A 19,751-nucleotide genomic window follows, 5' to 3' on the forward strand; every position below is an offset into this window, starting at 1 on the left:
AAGCTACTCGTGGTTAGGGTAGCTTTTTTTTATGTCTGAATTGCCACTCAACTCTTCAAGAATAATAGCTCTAGCTTCAGTGTTTAGAGATTTGGTGTCTTCAATTTTTAAACCTTCCGTTTGAAGGAATTTATGAATCTTAGATTTCATTCGTCCGGGGCCACCACTAAAGAAGGTATAAGAAAATCGTTTTTTATTATCGTAAAAAGTGATAGGTACTACCGGAATTTGATGGTTTATTGCCAGCCGGAAGGCACCATCTTTAAACTCGTCTAAAACTATATGTTCTTCGGGCACACCACCTTCAGGGAAAATGCAGATGCTAAGACCTTGGCGTAACCGACGCTGTGCTCTCAAAAAAACCGCCTGTCGACTTTTAGCACTACTGCGATCTACCAAAATACAGGTGCGTTTATAAAAGAAGCCAAACAATGGGATTTTAGCCAGTTCTTTTTTTCCGACGAAAACAAAAGGATTTTTAACCGAGACTAGCATTAGCATAATATCAGTCATTGAAGTATGATTGGCAATAAACATATAACTCTTTTTGGGGTCTGGTGTTTCTTCCCTTTCAATTTTGTAATTGAACCCCATTCCAATTAAAATGAACTTAGCCCAAAAGCGTGCTAATTTAAAAAACTGCGGATACCATTTTTCTCTAGAAATAGATATTAAAAGAATAGGGAGCAGTACTATAATTGGCAAGGCAACCAATATATAAAACCAAATACGATATAAAACCCAAAAAGGATATTTTAATATGGCCATGGCACCAAAACTAAGTAAATAGTTCTACTAAAAAAATTATCTTTGCGCATCGTTTAATTTTTAAAGTAATTCCTGCTGAAGCAGGAAGTGAACATGGCACGAATACTAACAGGCATACAAAGTACAGGCACGCCGCACTTAGGGAATATTTTAGGTGCAATTTTACCTGCAATAGAAAAAGCGCAAGACCCAGCTAACGATTCGTATTTATTTATTGCAGACTTGCATTCTTTAACTCAGATCAAAGACGCAGAAACACTTCGAAACAATACCTATTCTACGGCTGCAACTTGGTTAGCCTTCGGACTCGATATAGACAACAGTGTGTTTTACAGACAAAGTGATGTGCCTCAAGTAACAGAATTAGCTTGGTATCTCAATTGCTTTTACCCATTCAAACGATTAGTACTTGCCCATAGTTTTAAGGATAAAGCTGATCGCTTAGACGACGTAAATGGTGGCTTATTTACATATCCGATGTTAATGGCAGCCGACATTTTAATGTATGATGCCGATATTATTCCTGTTGGAAAAGATCAGGAACAACATATAGAAATGACGCGCGATGTGGCTTCGAGATTTCATGCAAAAATGGGTGGTGAAACTTTTGTGTTACCTAAAGCTGATATTCAAAAAGAAACTATGCTTATTCCAGGTACTGACGGTGCCAAAATGAGTAAGAGCAAAGGCAATATCATTGATATCTTTTTACCTGAAAAGAAATTACGAAAGCAGATCATGTCTATTCAAACAGATAGTACACCATTAGAAGAACCTAAAGATTGGGCAACGTGTAACTGTTTTGCTTTATACGCTTTATTGGCTTCTGAATCACAGATTGCCGAAATGAAAGCCAACTACGAAGGCGGAAACTACGGTTATGGCCATGCCAAGCAAGCTCTTTTTGAACTCGTTTTAGAACGTTTCTCCGAACCAAGAGAACGTTACGATTACTATATGAACAACCTCAACGAGGTCGATGCTGCTTTGGCCAAAGGTGCTTCAAAAGCTAAGGTTGTAGCAGATGAAGTATTGCAGCGCGTAAGAACTAAGGTTGGGTATTAAACTGATATGTTTACTAAATGAATAAAAAAGCAATTAGTCCGCTGCTGATTTTAATAGCAATGGTTTTAGTTTCAATCAACCAATATGATTCAGAAACTAAACAATTTCATCTGCTTGGTTACGTGGCGATTGTTGTTGCAATATTGGCAATCGTTGGCCTAATAAATATTTACAGGTCATCTAAATAATTTCAAACAATTTACCAGGCAAAGGCCTTACCACACCTTTTAATTCCATGTTAAGTAATATCCCTGCAAGTTTATAGGTTGGTATTTCACATTCTAAAGCGATGACATCGAGTTGTTGTTTTTCATTGTTTTTAAGATGGTTGTAAATGCGTTTTTCCTCTTCTTCTAATTCCACGAACAACTGTTTTTGTACTGGTGTATTTAAGCCAGACTCAGATTCTAAACGCCAATTCAGAATATAGGGAACATCCAAAGGATTCGACAATAAATGTGCCTTCTGATATTTTATGAGATTGTTACAACCTATGCTTTGACTGTCGGTAATTCTACCCGGAACCGCAAAAACCTCTCTGTCGTAAGAACTCGCAATGTCTGCAGTAACTAAGCTCCCGCCTTTTTCCGCAGATTCTATTACAATTGTGGCTTCGCTTAGCCCAGCTATGATCCGATTGCGTTTTAAAAAATTATTTCTGTCGAAGCTGTCGGTACTCCAGAAATCCGTGAAAAACCCTCCATGACGCTCTATATCGGCAACGTAGGTTTTATGCACCTTTGGATAGATCTGATTTAACCCATGTGCTAAACAACCAATGGTTTGAAGATTGTGTTTTAAGGCGGCTTTCTGGGCAGTGATATCTGTTCCGTAGGCAAATCCCGAAACAATAATCGGATTATAGGGCGACAGATCTTCTACTAGTTTTTCGCAGAATGCAATTCCACTCGAAGTTATTTTTCTTGTACCAACAATACTTATAATCGGCTGTTGCTTTACATTTATATTTCCAGATTGAAAGAGTAAAATAGGACCGTCGATGCAGTGTTTGAGCATTTCAGGATAACTGTCCTCGGTAAAATAATGTGCTGAAATAGCATTATCCTTCATAAAAGCCAATTCCTTTTCAGCTTCATCCATATGGCTTGGGTCTAAGAGACCTTTAACCGTAAGTTGACCAATGCCATCGATCTTTAAAAGGTTAGCGGCTTTTTCATTTAATACGGCTTCTGCAGAACCGCAATGCGCAATTAACTTTTTAGCGGTAGTTGCGCCTATTTTTGGGACGTGTTGTAAGGCTAAAGCATGAATTAATTGAAGGTCGTTCATGTTTATTTATCTGATTTGGAACATACAAGAAACTAAATTTTTTCGATGTTAATAACTATACTACCTTAAACTTCGTTCACTTTCAAAAATTTTTAACTTTGTCTTGTATGCAGTTAGAAACCTACATAAGCGACCTTCTATACCGTTACGATTGTGTAACAGTGCCAAACTTTGGTGCTTTTTTAACCAATCGTGTTTCGGCGAAAGTTCATGAAACGACGCATACCTTTTATCCTCCGAAAAAGGTGTTGTCTTTTAACGAACAATTACAAAGCAATGATGGTCTGCTAGTTAATTATATTGCTGAGATCGAAAAGATCCCTTATGCAACTGCTAAAGACAAGGTTTCTAAGCAGGTAAAAGCCATCAAATCTTACCTAATTGAAGGGGAAACCATTCAACTTGAACATATAGGTGAATTAATGCTTAATAATGAAGGAAGTATTGTCTTTCATCCGTCGAGTCATATCAATTATCTAACTGACGCTTTTGGGCTTTCGCACTTTATTTCTTCAGACATAAAACGTGAAGTTTATAAAGAAGAAGTTGAAACTATTGAAGCTGCCGCACCAATCGTATTAACACCAGAAAAACGTTCAAATAACAATTGGTTAAAATATGCCGCTGCAGCAGTTATTGTGCTTGGTTTGGGAGGTTACTTCGGAGCAAATTATTACAGCAATTCTATAGAAAATCACAATCAATTGGCACAAGAAGAGGCCAACGCTCAGTTAGATGCTAAAGTGCAAGAGGCAACATTTGTGATTAGTAATCCTTTGCCAGCTGCTACTTTATCTATTGCTAAGCAAACAGGAAATTACCATATCGTTGCTGGTGCTTTTCGCATTGAGGCCAATTCAGATAAAAAAGTAGAACAGCTTAGAGATTTAGGTTATAAAGCGAGAAAGATTGGTAAGAATCGCTACGGCCTTCATGAGGTAGTTTATGCCAGTTATACAACACGCCTCGAAGCTCACAAAGCCCTTTACAAAATAAGACGCGAGCATAACAAAGACGCTTGGTTGTTGATCAAAAAATTAGATTGATCTCAAAAATCTAATTCTATTCTCCTTTTCTTATATAAATCTAAAATTGTAGGTCTACAATCTAATTCGACTTATCTTTGCATAAATTTTGAAAAGTTATGCAACCCAGAACGGCATTTCAGTCTAAAACCGTAGTAACAGACCTTGTTTTACCAAGTGAAACAAATCCTATTAATAATCTTTTTGGTGGCGAATTACTCGCACGAATGGACCGCGCAGCGAGTATTGCGGCCAGACGTCATTCACGTCGAATTGTAGTTACCGCTTCTGTCAATCACGTGGCATTTAACCGCTCTGTTCCCTTGGGTTCGGTAGTTACTATTGAAGCTAAAGTATCGCGTGCGTTTTCCTCGTCTATGGAGGTATATATGGATGTATGGATCGAAGATAGAGAGTCTGGGGAATGCATAAAGGCAAATGAGGCCATATACACTTTTGTGGCAGTTGACGAGACCGGACGCCCTGTAAAAGTACCAGAGCTTATTCCTGAAACTGAATTAGAGAAGGAGCGTTATGAGGCTGCCTTGCGTAGAAAACAATTGAGTTTGGTTTTAGCAGGAAAAATGAAACCTTCAGAGGCTACTGAACTCAAAGCTATTTTTGAGTAATATTCGACGTTATTCCTGATATGGATTGGTACTGCAATACCAATTTCGAATTGTTACTGTCATTCCTGCGTAGGCAGGAATCTAATCGATATTTGTTTCATACTATGAGATTCCTGCTTTCGCAGGAATGACAAAACACGTGCAAGAATGACAAAACGTGTGCAGGAATGACAAAACACGTGCAAGAACAACAATAAGTTTACAACAACGTGGATAGTGCACAGTATTGGCAATAGGCTCGGTGGATTAACGAAAAGTGCGCAGTCCTAATCAACAACATTAAACCTTTTTGATATCCCTTAGTCTTATCATAGAACCAAATTTATTTATGATGAGATATTTAGTTTATACCCTAGTTTTTGTTTTTGCATTAAGTACAAGCTCTTGTGCAAAACGTGTGGTTGTTGCACAACCTGCTACAGTTACGGTGGTAAAAAAATTACCTAGACAATACAAAGTTGTGAGAGTTAACGGGAAACGATATTATTTCTTTAACGGGAGACATTACAAGAAAACTAGAAACGGCTATGTTGTAGTGCGGGTTTAATTCTTTGCTAACCAAGATTCAGGGTTAAGAACCTGATTGTTTTTATTTATCCTGAAACCAAGAAGCGTTTCTCCCCTGATCTTATTGGTAAATACTTGTCCGATGACTTGCCCGGTTGAAATGATATCACCTTTCTTTACATATACTTTGGAAAGATTCATGTAAATGGTAAGGTAATTACCATGTCTTATCATTACAGCTGGGTTGCCATTCTTAACGATCAGAATTTCTGAAACCTCACCCCTAAATACAGCCTTAACCTCAGCATCGCTCTCTGTGGCTATCTGAATACTTTTATAATTATTGGTTACAGCAGCATCCGTTAACGAACGTCTTTTACCAAATTTCCCTTTGATGACACCTCGAGAGACAGGCCAACCTAATTTACCTTTATTGGCTTCAAAATTCGATGCTAATTTCTTAGCTTCTGGTGTGAGTACAAATTTGCCGGTCGATGTTTTCTTTCCTGCTTTTTTATTAGAAGCGGCAATAGCTTCGCGTATCAATCGATTTATTTCGCGATCTAAACGATCGGCTTCTTGCTTTTTCTTTTTGATCTGAGCAGCAAATTTATTCATGTCTGCTTTAATAGATGCCATTAAGACTTCGCGCTCCTTGAGTTCTTTTTCTAATTCACGCTTCGCAATTCTATTCTCTTCAATTAGCTTTTGCTTGTCTTCTTTTTGTTGATTCAACTCAACATTAAGCGCTTCTAATTCCTTTGTTTTCTCCTTAATGGTTTCACCTTGCTCTTTCTGATAATTGGCATATTGCCTAATATACTGCAGTCGTTTATAAGCCTGTTTAAAATTATTAGACGACAATAAAAACATCACCTTGCTCTGTTCAGATTTACTTTTATAGGATTTTACAACCATAGCTGCATAATCCGCTTTAAGCTCTTCTAATTGATCTTTAAGGCTGGAGATTTCATTTTCATTAGCATTGATCTCTCGTGTAAGCAAATTGGCTTGTTCGTTTGTAATTCGGATCAGATTTTTCCGTTTATTCACCTTATAATTGAGATCTTCGATTAAGGTAATTTCTGAACGCTCTTCCTTTTCCTTATCGAATAGCAGCGCTCTAAATTGCTTCATCTCCTTTAGAATCTGCTGACGCTGAGCTTCAAGCTTTTTTTGCTTATCGCTCTGACCGAAAAGTGACGTAAAGGATACCAAGCATCCTATTAGAACTACAATATGTAATCGTTTCAAATTCATTATTTAATGACTATCTCTTTATAACCTGAAGGAATTTTAAATGGAAAACGCACTTCCTCATTTAGAGACATGGATTTAAACTCCATTGTAATTGCTACCTCATCGGTGTCTTCAACAGCGATAATTTTAATGTTTTTTGGTAATACTTGTTTGTCCACCTCCTGATACGATTTATAATCGACCTGTAGTATTCGATTCTTTAATTGTTGAAATAATTGCAAGCTGTCCATCTTAAAATGCGAAGGATTTATCAGATAAAACAGCTCTAACAAGGCGTTCTGATCTTTGGGCTGCAAGGCGTAAGAATTATCATTTACCGATACGGTATGAGATTCATCCTTAAGGCTAAATATGGCCTGGCCAAGCAGAATATTCTGCACCTTTTGGAAATCGAGCTCAACCCCTGCGAAATCACTTAGTAAATCGTAATCTCCATCAAAATATTCGTTGTCGAGCTTACTGTAAAATCGCACCTTTTCGGGTGTGATCATCATTCGGGCTAGGCCTAATTTTGCACTTAACCAAATCACTTTATCCTTTTCAATTCTCAGGTTGAAGGTAGAGCCTTGTTCCTTTTGATTTTGAGTTATATCGATTCTTACTTTAGCCTGAAGTGTTTCGAAATCGGTATCATTTTTTTGATGCTGTTTTATAACCTGCTTAGCAGATAGCTTATCACTTGCTTCGCCTGAAGCAATTACGCTTTTAGCCGATTTACAGTTAACCAGCAAAAGCATAAGTATGAAAATGGTCGCTATTTTACTACTTTGAAGTATTCGGTTATACGTCATTTATTGTTGGGCTTTTATGGCTTGCGCCTTTTTAGCAAACGTTTCAGATTTACTAATATTATTTAGGGCTCGGTAGGCTATACTCAATTCTGAATAGAAGTCTGCTTCCATTTGTGGATTGTCTATAAGAAAATCTAATCCTATTTCTAAACTCTCTACAGCCTTATTAGAATTGCCTTGCTTATTATTGGCTACAGCGTTCACAAGATACAAAATGGGTTGGGCCGGATAAAGCTCTAAAGCCTCTTCACTACCATCTATTACAGCGTTATAATCTTCAATATCGAGTTGTAAGAGCAGCACATCTTTGATTAGCTTAAAATCGTTCGGATTCTGTTTTAAAGCTTCTTTAAAATTTGCCAAGGCCTTCACCTTGTCGCCTGCTTTTAAATAATATTGCCCCAAATCACTATGTGTTTGAGCGTCTTTGTTTTCATCAACCAAGGCAGTAATATCAATCAAATCTTTTTCATACTCTGGATTTCTTGATACAAAATTCACAAAGTCCTTTAACACCTTAGCCTTCGCTTCGGCATTAATTTCTGGACTCGTTAGTGCAATTTTCACGGAACTAATAGCGTCTTCAACCTTGTCGTCTTCGAGGTAAAATTTATAAAGTGCCAAATGAACAAACTTCGAATCTGGTTTTACTTTTAATAGGTTTTGTGCTGCCTTATAGGCCTTCTTTTTGTTTCCGGTTTGGCTATATCTATAGATGAGTTTTAAATGATTCTCCTCGTTATTTGGGTTATTAGCAATGCGTTGTTCTAGATTATCTATGCGGTCATCAGCGTTACCTGTAATGCTATAAATCTCGTTTCTCATCGCATCTCTAACCTCACTTACACCGAGTTCTTCATCAAGTTCGTCTAGGAGATCGAGTGCTTGTTTGTAGCGCTTTTCGCGAATATACAACGTGGCAAGATCCTCCTTGTAATCAGGATGATACTTCACCAATTGTTTTATCGTTTTGATGGCATTATTAATGTCTTCTTGTTGAAAATATACATCGTACAGCTCATCTAAAAACCACTCATTATCGGGCTGCATATTAATGGCTTTCTTAAGATTATCTTCTGCGGCTCCGAAGTTTTTCAGCTTATTGTAGTTCTTACCAAGTTCGAAATAAATAACAGGACGTTTACTATCTAAGTTTAAACATTTGTGAAGCGCTTCAACTGCTCTGTCATAGTTTTCTATGCCTTTTTGTTTTAAAGCTTCAAAAAAGTACTCTTGAAATTCGTCTTCAACATTACCCAAGTCATCATCTGGTCGTTTATTAAAATCGACCTGAGCAAATGTAGGTTGTGGAATAAGGAGTATTCCAATTATAAAAAACAATATGTGTATTGTTTTTTTCATGAGTGCTTAGTGTTCTTGTAGATAGGACGAACAATTTTTATTCCAAAACTGAATAATCGCCGATACTAATTTTGGTAAAGCCGCCGTCATACTTTACAAAATTACCAATCATTGCTTCATCTAAATTAGCGTTTTTGATCATAGTTTGGTTTTGAATTAAGCTATTTTTAACGCTTGAATCCTCGATGACACAATCTTTACCGATAGAAACGTAAGGGCCAACTGACGTATTGCGCAGAACGGTTCCTGCTCCTATAAAACATGGTTCAATGATCGTTGAATCCTCTAAAACCACAGAATCGTGTATCAATTGTTCTTCATCGTCTGAATGTAAAAACCCTAACATCTTAGCGTTAGTCTCTAGGGTAACATTCTTATTTCCACAGTCCATCCATTCGTCCACTGTTCCTGTTTTAAATACTTTACCATCTGCCATCATGCGCTTTATACCATCGTTGATCTGGTACTCTCCACCATTCATTACATTTTCATCCAAAACTTCCTGAAGTTTTTCTTTTAAAACTGCCACATCCTTGAAATAATAAATTCCAATCACGGCCTGGTCGCTCACAAACTCACTAGGTTTCTCTAAAAGTTCAACGATGCTATTGTTAGCATCGAGTTTAACAACGCCATAAGCTTCAGGATTATCAACACGTTTAGTCCAAATCACACTATCCGCTGAAGGGTCTAGGTCGAATTCTGCTCGGATTAATGTGTCTGCATAAGCAATTACAGCAGGACCGGAAAGTGATGGCTTTGCACTCATAATAGCATGGCCTGTACCTAGAGGTTGGTCTTGTCTATAAATTGATGCTTTGGCACCTAAATCTTCTGCTAATTGCGATAAACTTTCCACAACATCGTCACCAAAAAATGCAGGATCTCCTAAAACGAAGGCGATCTCATCGATAGGCTGTTTCAATACCTTAGCAATATCTTTTACTAAACGGTGTACAATGGGTTGTCCTGCAACGGGAATTAATGGTTTTGGAACGGTTAAGCTATGTGGTCTTAAGCGAGAGCCACGACCTGCCATGGGTACTATTATTTTCATAGGTATGGGTTGATTCGATTATTGATTTTAATTCAATTTGATGTTTTGTTCTTTACATATTTCTTTAAAACGATCTTCCTTGTTTTGTTCTTCGAACATATTATATAAATACTGCATCACTTTTTCGGCATCGGCAACATAAGGAGATCCGGCTTCTTTATAAAGTTTGTAAGCCTTTATAATGCTATTTAAAGAGGGCTCTAGTTTATTTGAATACATATACGACAATGAAAGTCCGTAGTGGCCTTCTGGGTTATTGGGATAGGCCTCTATTAACTTATTATACCAATATGAAGAACTTTCATAGTCTTCCTTATAATTATAAACTACAGCAATATTCATTAAGGGTGTTGGATTTAATGAATCTATCGCCATCGATTTCTTATAGGCCTCGATAGCTTTGTCATATTGGTGCAACTCTCTATACGTTCGCCCTAAATTATCCCAGGCAAAGACAAACTTATCATCGAGCTCAACGGCCTTTTTGTAGTTTTTTAGGGCCTTTTTGAAATTACCTTTTTCACTTTCGGAAATACCTTTGTTGTAGTACTCTGCGGCTTCTCTGTTTGACGAATAGGAAAATAACTTTTCTTCATCATTAGAAAAAGCAACTTTTTTAAGAGCCGGACAATCATTAACAAGTACGCGTTGTATATCAGAAATGATTCCCTTCATAGCTTCAACAGTGTTAAGCTCTAGATCTCGAATGGCCTTAGTATCAACAACACCTTGGGTAACACATTCTGATATATAGTTATTTTTTTCTTCCGTAGAAATGGTGGTTGGAATTTCATTTATACAAAGGCAAGCAGCATCAGCAGCCTTTCTCAAACCCTCATCATAACGTTGGTTTTTTGCAATTTGGTCATTATAGATCTCACAATTCTTTTCTAATAACTTCACCGCTCTTTTTCGGTCTTTATTAGTGATCTTATCTGAAGTTCCGTCAGTATTTAGAGTGATGCTCGAATCTTTATCCGTAGGAATTTCATTTAACAAAGCTCCTAGAACACTCGCCTTGTAGCAATCATTGAGTTTATCTTCGAAATTATTAGCAAGCTCATTTGCCTCTGCGTTTTCAAGGCATTCGCACATAATGGTTGCCATGATTTCCTCTTTTTTCAGCTTTTTTTCTTGACCTTGGACATTAATTGATCCAAGGAAAAAGATGAGTGTTATTATTTTAAAAATGTGCTTTGTCATATGATCTATTATTTGGTACCTGTGCTTCCAAAACCGCCTTCACCACGCGCTGTTTCTGAAAGTTCTTGCGTTTCATCCCATTCGGCGCGTTCATGTTTAGCAATAACCAACTGAGCTATTCGCTCGCCATTTTGGATGGTAAAATCTTCATTAGAAAGATTGACTAAAATTACGCCTATTTCACCTCTGTAGTCAGCATCGATAGTGCCTGGCGCGTTAAGGACTGTAATCCCTTTTTTGGCTGCCAAACCACTTCTTGGCCTTACTTGTGCTTCGTAGCCGATTGGTAGTTCAATAAAAAGACCGGTGCCCACTATTGTGCGTTCCAGAGGTTTTATAACGCGCGATTCTGTAAGGTTAGCTCTAAGGTCCATTCCGGCTGAAGCTATAGTTTCGTAATGAGGTAAATTATGTCTGGATTTATTAATTATTTTGATCTTCATGATATCACCTTTTAAACACTTTTCTTAGTTGGTTCTTTTCCAACAGAATAACCAATCCCAAAAATACAATTAACATAGCAATACCTGCAATATAAACGCCGCGATATTTGTAAAAAGATAAGATTGAGAATCCGATTGAAATTAACAGATAGAGTCCGATTTTTTTTAGGTTATATGGAATGGGGTAGTATTTCCTTCCGAAGTAAAAAGACAAAAGCATCATACTAGCATAAGCCACCAAGGTAGCGACTGCTGAAGCTTTGTAACTATATTCCTTAATAAACACCATATTGATCACCAAAGTAATAATGGCACCTATGACGGAAATGTAAGCGCCAAATTTCGTTCTGTCCGTAATTTTATACCATACTGAAAGATTATGATAGATACCCAAGCAAAAATTGGCCAATAAGATAATTGGCACGATCCACATGGCTTCCCAATAGGCATCACTGCGGATTATAATAGGTTTTATTAAGTCCGCGAATACCACAACAGTTAAAAGGATCACTGAACCAAACGCAACAAAAAATTCTAAAATATTAGCATAGTTTTTTTGTGGGTTTTTAGTTTTCGCATGGCTGAAAAAATAAGGTTCTATTCCTAAGCGATAAGCGGTAGCAAAGAGCGTCATAAACAGCGCTAACTTATAACATGCCGAATACATACCAATATCAGTTTCCGCCTTATCTGGTGGCAATAATTCTTTAAGTAAAATACGGTCGAACGTTTCATTGATAGAGAAGGCAACTCCCGCTATTAATACCGGAAAAGCATAGCGAAACATACGTTTCCAAAGGGCTTTATCAAACTGAAATTTGATCTTTGTATAAAATGAAATCATGGCCAGCAATGTTATCGCACTGGCTGCCAAATTGGCAATGAATATATAACTGATCTCAAAGTTTGGCTTATAAATACTTTCAAATATGCCTTCTGATTGAGCCAGGTTTTTAAGTGCCAATAGGAAGAATAAATTAAGACCAATATTAACGATTACGTTCAGAAGTTTAATGGCCGCATAGCGCATAGGCTTTTCGTTGGCCCTCAGCCAAGCAAACGGAATAATAACCAAGGCATCGAGTAATAGAATCCAAATGACAAGATTGATGTATTTCACATCGATATTTATGGTATTTGCTATTTGATCTTGCCCTAATAAAGCAATGGCAAAAAAACCAAACGACGATACAATTAATGAAATAGTACTGGTACTTATAACCTTGGCTTTATCATCTTCCTTATTAAAAAAACGGAAAAAAGCCGTTTCCATCCCATAGGCTAAAATCACATTAAATAAAACGAAATACGAAAAGATTACGGATACGGTACCATATTCGGCCGGATTTTCTAAAACAACCTCGCTTGTGTAAAGCGGTACCAACAGAAAACTCAACATTCGTGGTAGTACTGTGGCTAATCCATAAATAAAGGTTTGTTTAAAAAGAGATTTAAATCCGCTCAAGCTTTGTGATAATTGTAGGCCTTAAAAATATTAAATATAATGGCTTAGTGGGTGACTAAAAATAAAAAAGCCTTACCGCAAAGTAAGGCTTAATTTGTAGTTATTAAAACTAGTTATCGTCGTCTTCTTCATCTAAGGATGCCATTGTATCAGTACCACTTCTGGTGTAAATAGAAGGTGGTCCATTTTCGTAGTAGGTACCTGCAACCTCATTTAGAGTTTTGATTTTACAATATTTTGTTTGACCATTCTGAATATAACTGATCACACATTCATTATTATTAAGGTCGAATGGATAATCCTGTGGCTTATCAGCAATTCTAAATGTATAATGACGTGAAGGGTGCTTTAATACGGCCATGTATTCTTTTCCCTTTGGGGTAATTTTACCTTTAAGATTTCTGAAGTAGATCTCGTCTAATTCGATACCATTTTCAACATCTGAAATTGGAAGAAACAGATTAATCCCTGTGCCACCAACTTTGATACCTGCGTACCACTCTTGAAAGGTTATTGACTTAACATTAAAAGGAGTTTGATCTTCAAAATTAACAGCGGCTACTTTAGAACTGCCACATTGATATACTAATGACAATGTGAGCACCATAACAACGGCGTAGGTCGCCTTTTTTAGCTTTTTCATTATAGGTAGGTTAAGATTTGGAAAAGCAATATATATAAATTCAAATGAAATAATCGATGTTTTTCACTTGAATTCGATAAACGGTAAATCTTTGTAAGGTATTTATCAAAAATACCCGGCTCATAGAACCGGGTATCTCTTAAATTATGTTCTGAATTAATTATTCAGAAGGAATGTATTTTAATTATTTAAAGCCTCAGCACCACCAACGATCTCAAGAATCTCGTTAGTAATCGCTGCTTGTCTTGCTTTATTGTAGGTCAGTTTTAACTGATCTCTTAACTCGGTAGCATTATCGGTCGCCTTATGCATTGCTGTCATACGCGCACCATGCTCAGAGGCAAATGAATCTCTTATTCCTTTGAACAATTGCGTCTTTAATGACTTCGGAATTAAGGTCTCAACAATTTCTTGCTTAGAAGGCTCGAAGATGTAATCTAAAGCTACGTTTGAATCACTTTCAACTGGTGCAATTGGTAAAAACTGCTCTGTCATAACGATTTGAGTAGCTGCATTCTTGAAGCTGTTGTAGATCAATTCAACCTTATCATATTCACCTTCAACAAACTTATCCATGATCATCTGTGCAATCTCTGCAACATTATCATAAGTAAGATCATCGAATACTTCACTTTTGTTCGCGATTACTTTACCTGATTTACCAAAAGCATCATTAACTTTCTTACCAATTGCAAGAATCGATACTTCCTTATCAGCATAATCAGACATAAGTACATTAACCTGCTTGATAATATTTGAATTGAAGGCACCTGCTAATCCTCTGTTTGAAGATATTGCCACTAAAAGTACCTTATTCACCTCTCTTTGTTCAGCGAACTTACTTCCACTATCAGCGTCTAATGTTGCACTTAGACTTTGAAGTAATTCTGTTAACTTATTAGAGTAAGGACGCATTGCTGTAATAGCATCCTGAGCTTTCTTTAACTTAGCAGCAGATACCATCTTCATGGCACTGGTGATCTGCATCGTTGAAGATACCGAAGATATTCTATTACGTATTTCCTTTAAGTTTGCCATTTCTTTTATTTGTCATTCCACAGTTGTAGTGGAATCTTTTTTAATTTCAATTACGGTTTATGAGTCTTCCTACAGGAAATTTCAATTATACCGTATACTTAGATGACATTTCTTTAGCTACACTTGTAAGTGTATCGATCACCTCGTCAGTTAATTTACCAGACTTTAGTGTATCAAGAGCATCTCTATGCTTAGCGTTTAAGAATTCGATATAATCTCTTTCAAACTCTTTTACTTTCTCAACAGGAACATCTCTTAATAAGTTCTTAGAACCTGCATAAATAATCGCAACCTGATCTTCTACGGTAAATGGATCGTTTTGAGCTTGCTTTAAGATCTCAACGTTTCGTCTACCTTTTTCAATTACGTTTAATGTTGCAGCATCTAAATCAGAACCAAACTTCGCGAATGCTTCTAATTCACGGAACTGCGCCTGGTCTAATTTTAATGTACCTGCTACTTTCTTCATCGATTTGATCTGAGCCGAACCACCTACACGAGATACTGAGATACCTACGTTAATAGCTGGACGTACACCAGAGTTAAATAAATCTGATTCTAAGAAAATCTGACCATCTGTAATAGAAATTACGTTGGTTGGAATATATGCTGATACGTCACCTGCTTGCGTTTCAATGATCGGTAATGCTGTTAAAGATCCGCCACCTTTTACCAATGGTCGTAATGACTCTGGTAAGTCGTTCATATTTTTAGCGATATCATCATCTGCTATAACTTTTGCAGCACGCTCTAATAATCTTGAGTGTAAGTAGAAAACGTCACCTGGATACGCCTCACGTCCTGGAGGACGACGTAATAATAATGACACCTCACGATATGCTACCGCTTGCTTAGATAAATCATCGTAAACGATTAATGCCGGACGACCAGTATCTCTAAAGTACTCACCGATCGCAGCACCTGCAAATGGTGCATATACCTGCATCGGAGCAGGATCTGATGCATTTGCAGCAACGATTACTGTATAAGCTAAAGCGCCTTTATCTTCTAAAGTTTTAGCGATGTTTGCAACAGTTGAGGCTTTCTGACCAACAGCTACATATACACAGAATACAGGCTCACCTGCATCATAAAATTCTTTTTGATTTAAGATGGTATCGATACAAACTGTAGTTTTACCAGTCTGACGGTCACCAATTACCAACTCACGCTGACCTCTACCTACAGGGATCATGGCGTCTACCGACTTAATACCTGTTTGTAAAGGCTCATCTACCGGCTGACGGAAGATTACACCTGGCGCCTTACGCTCTAATGGCATTTCGTATAAATCACCACCGATTGGACCTTTACCGTCAATTGGGTTACCTAAGGTATCCACAACACGACCAACCATTTCTTCACCTACTTTGATAGAGGCGATACGGTTTGTACGCTTTACTGTAGCACCTTCTTTAATTTCTTTTGAAGGACCTAATAATACGATACCAACGTTATCTTCTTCAAGGTTAAGAACGATACCTTCTAATCCACCTTCGAATTCTACTAGCTCACCGTATTGTGCGTTCGATAATCCGTAAGCACGTACAATACCATCACCAACAGTTAATACTGTTCCTACTTCGTCTAATGAAGCACCTGCTTCAAAACCTGAAAGTTGTTGTTTCAAGATTGCTGATATCTCAGCTGGTTTTACTTCTGCCATCTCAATTTTAGATATTAGATGTTAGATTTAAGATGTTAGACATCTGATCTAAACTATTTATTTAAGCTTAATTTTTAGTTAAAAATCTTCGTTCTGATACATTATCAGAATATTTTTCTTTCAATCTTTTAATATTCTTCGTCGATAACTCGCCGTCAACGACAATTTTCGATTTATGCATCATTCTGATCAGTTCTTTTATACTGCCTTCATCAACTTCGAATGCTTCGTCTAAGTCTTCAATATCCAAAAACTTAAAAACTGAATAGTAATGATATATTTCTGTGTCTTGACCAGGAACTGGGTTTCTTACGGCCATATGTTTTCCTGTTCCAAACTTTTCTAACGATACTGAGAGAAACTCTACGTCATCTAAGGTTGAAAAAAAGTATTTTGATCCATTAACTTTTTCGACCTTTAAAAACTTCACCTTGTCTACATAGACAAACCCCTTTTTCATTTTTACTTTTTGAGCACTTGCATTGTAAGCAAATACCATTAATAGGGCAACGATGATTGTTTTAGTGAGTTTCATATTGATTTAGTTTAGTGTGAATTCTCTCTTCAATTTATTGAGCTTGTTAGCAATACTCGCGTCGTATTGTAAATCACCTACACGTAAAATGAAACCACCTAGTATAGATTCGTCTACTGTGTTCTCGATTTCTGTAGTTTTACCTGTTAGCTCCTTTACTTTGGCTAGTATTTTTTTCTCTAAAGCTTCCGTTAGTGGGGCCGCTGAAGTTACTTTTGCTACTTGCGTGTCTCTTAATTGATCGTATAATTGAATATACTTAGATGCAACATCTCCTAATAATGCAATTCTTTTATTTGCGATCAGTGTATCAATCAGGCTTGAAGTAGCTGCGTTTACACCAGAAAAAACTGATGTTAAAACCGCCTTCTTATCTGAAGATCTAATCACAGGGCTTTGAAGCATGGCGCCTAAATCACTGTTTTCTGCAATTACAGAAACGATTTGTTTCATGTCTGTATTTACAACTTCAGCAACCTTATTGTCTGATGCCAAGCTAAGTACTGCTTTTGCGTAGCGTATTGCTGCTCTAGACTCTGCCATTTATTATTAGTTTAATGTTGTTTCAACTAACATATCTTCAACAAGCTTCAGTTGCTTGTTTTTGTTAGATAATTCTCCTTGTACAACCTTTTCTGCAATATCAATAGATAAACCTGCAACATGGCTTTTTAATTCTGCCATAGCTACTTTCTTTTCTCTTTCAATTGCTTCCTGAGCTTTTTCAATAATCTTGCTTGCCTTTTCTTGAGCTTCTTGTTCTGCTTTAGCTATAGTTTGCTCTCTAATTTCACGAGCATCCTTTAATAGCTTTTCTCTTTCAACTAAAGCCTCCTTTAATAATCTTTCATTATCTGCAGTAAGATTCTCCATTTCGCGCTTAGCTTTCTCTGCTGAATCTAATGCATTCTTTATACCGTCTTCTCTTTCATTTAATGAATTGATAATTGGCTTCCATGCATATTTAGCCATTAAGAAAATAAGGATAACAAACAATACTGTTTGCTTAACAAAAAGGTCTAGAGAAAAATTTTCTAATAGTTGTTCCATAATTTTTTTTGTAATCTTTAAAATTAATTATCATTCCCTGCAACCAACCGTTACAGGGAATGACGTTTAGGATTATTTACCTAAGAAAATCGCAGCAAATGCAAGACCTTCTAAAAGTGCAGCGATGATAATCATCGCAGTTTGAATCTTTCCGTAAGACTCTGGCTGACGTGCTATAGCTTCCATAGCACCTTTACCAATTTGTCCAAGTCCGATACCTGCACCAATAACGATTAATCCAGCTCCTATTAAATTAAGAGTTCCAGTCATGATAATTGATTTAAATAATTAAACAAATTCTTCTTTTATTAATGATGTTCGTGCTCTTCAACGGCCATACCGATAAACAATGCTGATAACATTGTGAAAATGTACGCCTGAAGAAAGGCAACTAATAATTCTATTAGTGTTATAAATAATGACAATACTAATGACAACGCTGTTGATCCGTAGATCGTCATATCTTTTTGAAAGGTCATACCGATAGCTATTAAACTCATCAATACGATATGCCCTGCTGTTATATTTGCAAATAAACGTACCATTAATGAAAATGGCTTAATGATCAATGTACCTGCCAATTCGATAACCGCTAAAATTGGTCGAATTAAATAAGGTACACCTGGCATCCATAATTGGTGCATCCAGAAATCTTTAGTACTTGACGCTAAATAAATCACAAGTGTTAGCACTGCAAGTGCAGCTGTAACTGCTAACTGACCAGTTACGTTAAATCCGAACGGTAATAAACCTAATAAGTTTGAAATCCAGATAAAAAAGAACGTCGTCATTAAGAAGCCCATAAACTTTCTATACTTAGGACCGATGTTTGGCTTGGCGATCTCATCTCTTACGTAAACCACTAAAGGCTCTAATACTCTACCGAATCCTTTAGGAATATCTCTCTTTCTGTATTGCTTAGCTAAACCACCAAACATTAAAAACATAAGTGCACCTAATAATAAAATTCCGAAAACACTTTTTGTTATAGAAAGATCAATAGGTTTTGTGGCGTTCGTTGGATGGTGTTCTGCGTCGAAAGCAACAGTAGTTTCACCTTCCTTTAATTCGTAAATATGACCATGAAGATTTACAAAGTTAGACTCACCTTTAGTAACAATTGTTTTTCCTTCTTCATCATGGTGAAATTCTGAAGACATAAACATTGATAATCCGTTTTCCCCATAAAGAATAACAGGTAATGGAAAACCTACGTGATGTTCCTCACCGTCAGAGAAATATGAAAATAAATGGAAATCGTGAGAGTCTTTAACGTGATGCTTAATGTACTCATTAATTTCTTCAGGAGTGTTAACTGGATCGCCTTCTTTGTTGTCTCCTCCGCCTCCGTTTGCATCTGATGCAAAACCAATATTAAAAGCTGATAAAAATAATGCTGCTAATATTATGTTTTTAAAGGTGTTTATGCTCATTATTATGGTCTTAAAAATACCTTACTTTAAATTCGGTGCAAATGTACGTACATTATATGAATTGACAAACACTAAATTTGATATAATTTCAAAGTGCTTTTTTGTGCGTAAAATATCGACTTTTTAAGCCTTTTGAAGAAATTTGGAAATGGCATAAACTTCGAAAAAAAGATATAAGAAATACGGCACGAAAAAATTGAGAAAATCGGGTTGCGTATTCTCGAAATCTGACAACAAAAATGGAAGCAAAAATATGATGGATAATGCTATTTTTGAGAAGGTCAGAATCATGAATAAATTGATAATATTCTTTTGTCCGGCGGCGAACCTGTAGTTGATAATGCTGAAAAACAGTAGGGTTACAACAAAATGAAAGGCATAGATCTGCCATAGAGGAAAGAAGAATTCTACCGATGATGCAAATTGATATAACACATAGCTATGTGCTCCAAACAGAATACCGCTTACGATCAATAACTTAAGAATAAACGACAGTTGTCGTTTCTTAAATGTGCTCATTT

22 protein-coding genes are annotated in these 19,751 nt (G+C 36.7%); 4 read left to right on the forward strand and 18 right to left on the reverse strand.

The window, feature by feature from the left end; translation table 11 throughout:
- Window positions 1-3: 3 nt before the first annotated feature.
- Window positions 4-768, reverse strand: a complete 765-nt coding sequence (locus tag DDY94_RS05960) for a lysophospholipid acyltransferase family protein (protein ID WP_111683143.1) — start codon at window positions 766-768, stop codon at window positions 4-6.
- A gap of 93 nt (window positions 769-861) precedes the next feature.
- On the opposite strand from DDY94_RS05960, the gene trpS reads away from it, so the two are divergent.
- On the forward strand, window positions 862-1,833 hold the full coding sequence (gene trpS / locus DDY94_RS05965; RefSeq protein ID WP_111683144.1) for a tryptophan--tRNA ligase: 972 nt from the start codon (window positions 862-864) through the stop codon (window positions 1,831-1,833).
- 180 nt (window positions 1,834-2,013) lie between these two features.
- On the opposite strand, the gene dprA is transcribed toward trpS, so the two are convergent.
- Window positions 2,014-3,123 (reverse strand): DNA-processing protein DprA, encoded by a 1,110-nt coding sequence (gene dprA, locus DDY94_RS05970; protein WP_111683145.1) that lies wholly within the window; start codon window positions 3,121-3,123, stop codon window positions 2,014-2,016.
- A 107-nt stretch (window positions 3,124-3,230) separates the two neighbouring features.
- Between dprA and DDY94_RS05975 the strand changes: the two genes are divergently transcribed.
- The 3 genes from DDY94_RS05975 to DDY94_RS05985 all read left to right on the forward strand — a co-directional run bounded on the left by DDY94_RS05975 (window position 3,231) and on the right by DDY94_RS05985 (window position 5,324).
- Complete coding sequence (locus tag DDY94_RS05975) at window positions 3,231-4,169, forward strand: HU domain-containing protein (protein WP_111683146.1); 939 nt, start codon at window positions 3,231-3,233, stop codon at window positions 4,167-4,169.
- Window positions 4,170-4,267: 98 nt separating this feature from the next.
- The gene (locus DDY94_RS05980; protein ID WP_111683147.1) at window positions 4,268-4,777 is read left to right on the forward strand and encodes an acyl-CoA thioesterase; all 510 of its coding nucleotides are present in this window, start codon (window positions 4,268-4,270) and stop codon (window positions 4,775-4,777) included.
- Between the two features lie 328 nt (window positions 4,778-5,105).
- Window positions 5,106-5,324, forward strand: coding sequence for a DUF6515 family protein (locus DDY94_RS05985; RefSeq protein ID WP_111683148.1), 219 nt, complete (start codon window positions 5,106-5,108; stop codon window positions 5,322-5,324).
- Here DDY94_RS05985 and DDY94_RS05990 read toward each other — a convergent pair.
- The 16 genes from DDY94_RS05990 to DDY94_RS06065 all read right to left on the reverse strand — a co-directional run bounded on the left by DDY94_RS05990 (window position 5,321) and on the right by DDY94_RS06065 (window position 19,749).
- Window positions 5,321-6,538, reverse strand: a complete 1,218-nt coding sequence (locus tag DDY94_RS05990) for a murein hydrolase activator EnvC family protein (protein WP_394347010.1) — start codon at window positions 6,536-6,538, stop codon at window positions 5,321-5,323. The genes DDY94_RS05985 and DDY94_RS05990 overlap by 4 nt on opposite strands.
- Window positions 6,539-6,543: 5 nt before the next feature.
- Entirely contained in the window at window positions 6,544-7,335 is a 792-nt protein-coding gene (locus DDY94_RS05995) for a DUF4292 domain-containing protein (protein ID WP_111683150.1), read from the reverse strand.
- A complete protein-coding gene (locus DDY94_RS06000) occupies window positions 7,336-8,697 on the reverse strand; it encodes a tetratricopeptide repeat protein (RefSeq protein ID WP_111683151.1) in 1,362 nt (453 codons plus the stop codon).
- Between the two features lie 37 nt (window positions 8,698-8,734).
- Window positions 8,735-9,754, reverse strand: coding sequence for a sugar phosphate nucleotidyltransferase (locus tag DDY94_RS06005; RefSeq protein WP_111683152.1), 1,020 nt, complete (start codon window positions 9,752-9,754; stop codon window positions 8,735-8,737).
- A gap of 27 nt (window positions 9,755-9,781) precedes the next feature.
- Complete coding sequence (locus DDY94_RS06010; protein ID WP_111683153.1) at window positions 9,782-10,957, reverse strand: tetratricopeptide repeat protein; 1,176 nt, start codon at window positions 10,955-10,957, stop codon at window positions 9,782-9,784.
- 8 nt (window positions 10,958-10,965) lie between these two features.
- On the reverse strand, window positions 10,966-11,400 hold the full coding sequence (dut, locus tag DDY94_RS06015; protein WP_111683154.1) for a dUTP diphosphatase: 435 nt from the start codon (window positions 11,398-11,400) through the stop codon (window positions 10,966-10,968).
- Between the two features lie 4 nt (window positions 11,401-11,404).
- A complete protein-coding gene (locus DDY94_RS06020; protein WP_111683155.1) occupies window positions 11,405-12,865 on the reverse strand; it encodes an oligosaccharide flippase family protein in 1,461 nt (486 codons plus the stop codon).
- Window positions 12,866-12,974: 109 nt separating this feature from the next.
- Window positions 12,975-13,508: a hypothetical protein gene (locus DDY94_RS06025; RefSeq protein ID WP_111683156.1), complete on the reverse strand. Its 534-nt coding sequence runs from the start codon at window positions 13,506-13,508 to the stop codon at window positions 12,975-12,977.
- Between the two features lie 180 nt (window positions 13,509-13,688).
- Window positions 13,689-14,546 (reverse strand): ATP synthase F1 subunit gamma, encoded by an 858-nt coding sequence (gene atpG, locus DDY94_RS06030; protein ID WP_111683157.1) that lies wholly within the window; start codon window positions 14,544-14,546, stop codon window positions 13,689-13,691.
- Window positions 14,547-14,631: 85 nt separating this feature from the next.
- Complete coding sequence (atpA, locus tag DDY94_RS06035; protein WP_111683158.1) at window positions 14,632-16,212, reverse strand: F0F1 ATP synthase subunit alpha; 1,581 nt, start codon at window positions 16,210-16,212, stop codon at window positions 14,632-14,634.
- A gap of 67 nt (window positions 16,213-16,279) precedes the next feature.
- Window positions 16,280-16,747 (reverse strand): hypothetical protein, encoded by a 468-nt coding sequence (locus DDY94_RS06040; RefSeq protein WP_111683159.1) that lies wholly within the window; start codon window positions 16,745-16,747, stop codon window positions 16,280-16,282.
- A 6-nt stretch (window positions 16,748-16,753) separates the two neighbouring features.
- A complete protein-coding gene (atpH, locus tag DDY94_RS06045) occupies window positions 16,754-17,290 on the reverse strand; it encodes an ATP synthase F1 subunit delta (protein WP_111683160.1) in 537 nt (178 codons plus the stop codon).
- A gap of 6 nt (window positions 17,291-17,296) precedes the next feature.
- On the reverse strand, window positions 17,297-17,797 hold the full coding sequence (locus DDY94_RS06050) for a F0F1 ATP synthase subunit B (protein WP_111683161.1): 501 nt from the start codon (window positions 17,795-17,797) through the stop codon (window positions 17,297-17,299).
- Between the two features lie 72 nt (window positions 17,798-17,869).
- Entirely contained in the window at window positions 17,870-18,067 is a 198-nt protein-coding gene (gene atpE, locus DDY94_RS06055) for an ATP synthase F0 subunit C (RefSeq protein WP_111683162.1), read from the reverse strand.
- 38 nt (window positions 18,068-18,105) lie between these two features.
- A complete protein-coding gene (gene atpB, locus DDY94_RS06060) occupies window positions 18,106-19,230 on the reverse strand; it encodes a F0F1 ATP synthase subunit A (protein ID WP_111683163.1) in 1,125 nt (374 codons plus the stop codon).
- A 123-nt stretch (window positions 19,231-19,353) separates the two neighbouring features.
- A complete protein-coding gene (locus DDY94_RS06065) occupies window positions 19,354-19,749 on the reverse strand; it encodes a hypothetical protein (RefSeq protein ID WP_111683164.1) in 396 nt (131 codons plus the stop codon).
- Window positions 19,750-19,751: the final 2 nt, after the last annotated feature.

Origin of the sequence: Winogradskyella tangerina (assembly GCF_003260205.1) — a bacterium.
Lineage (GTDB): Bacteria > Bacteroidota > Bacteroidia > Flavobacteriales > Flavobacteriaceae > Winogradskyella > Winogradskyella tangerina.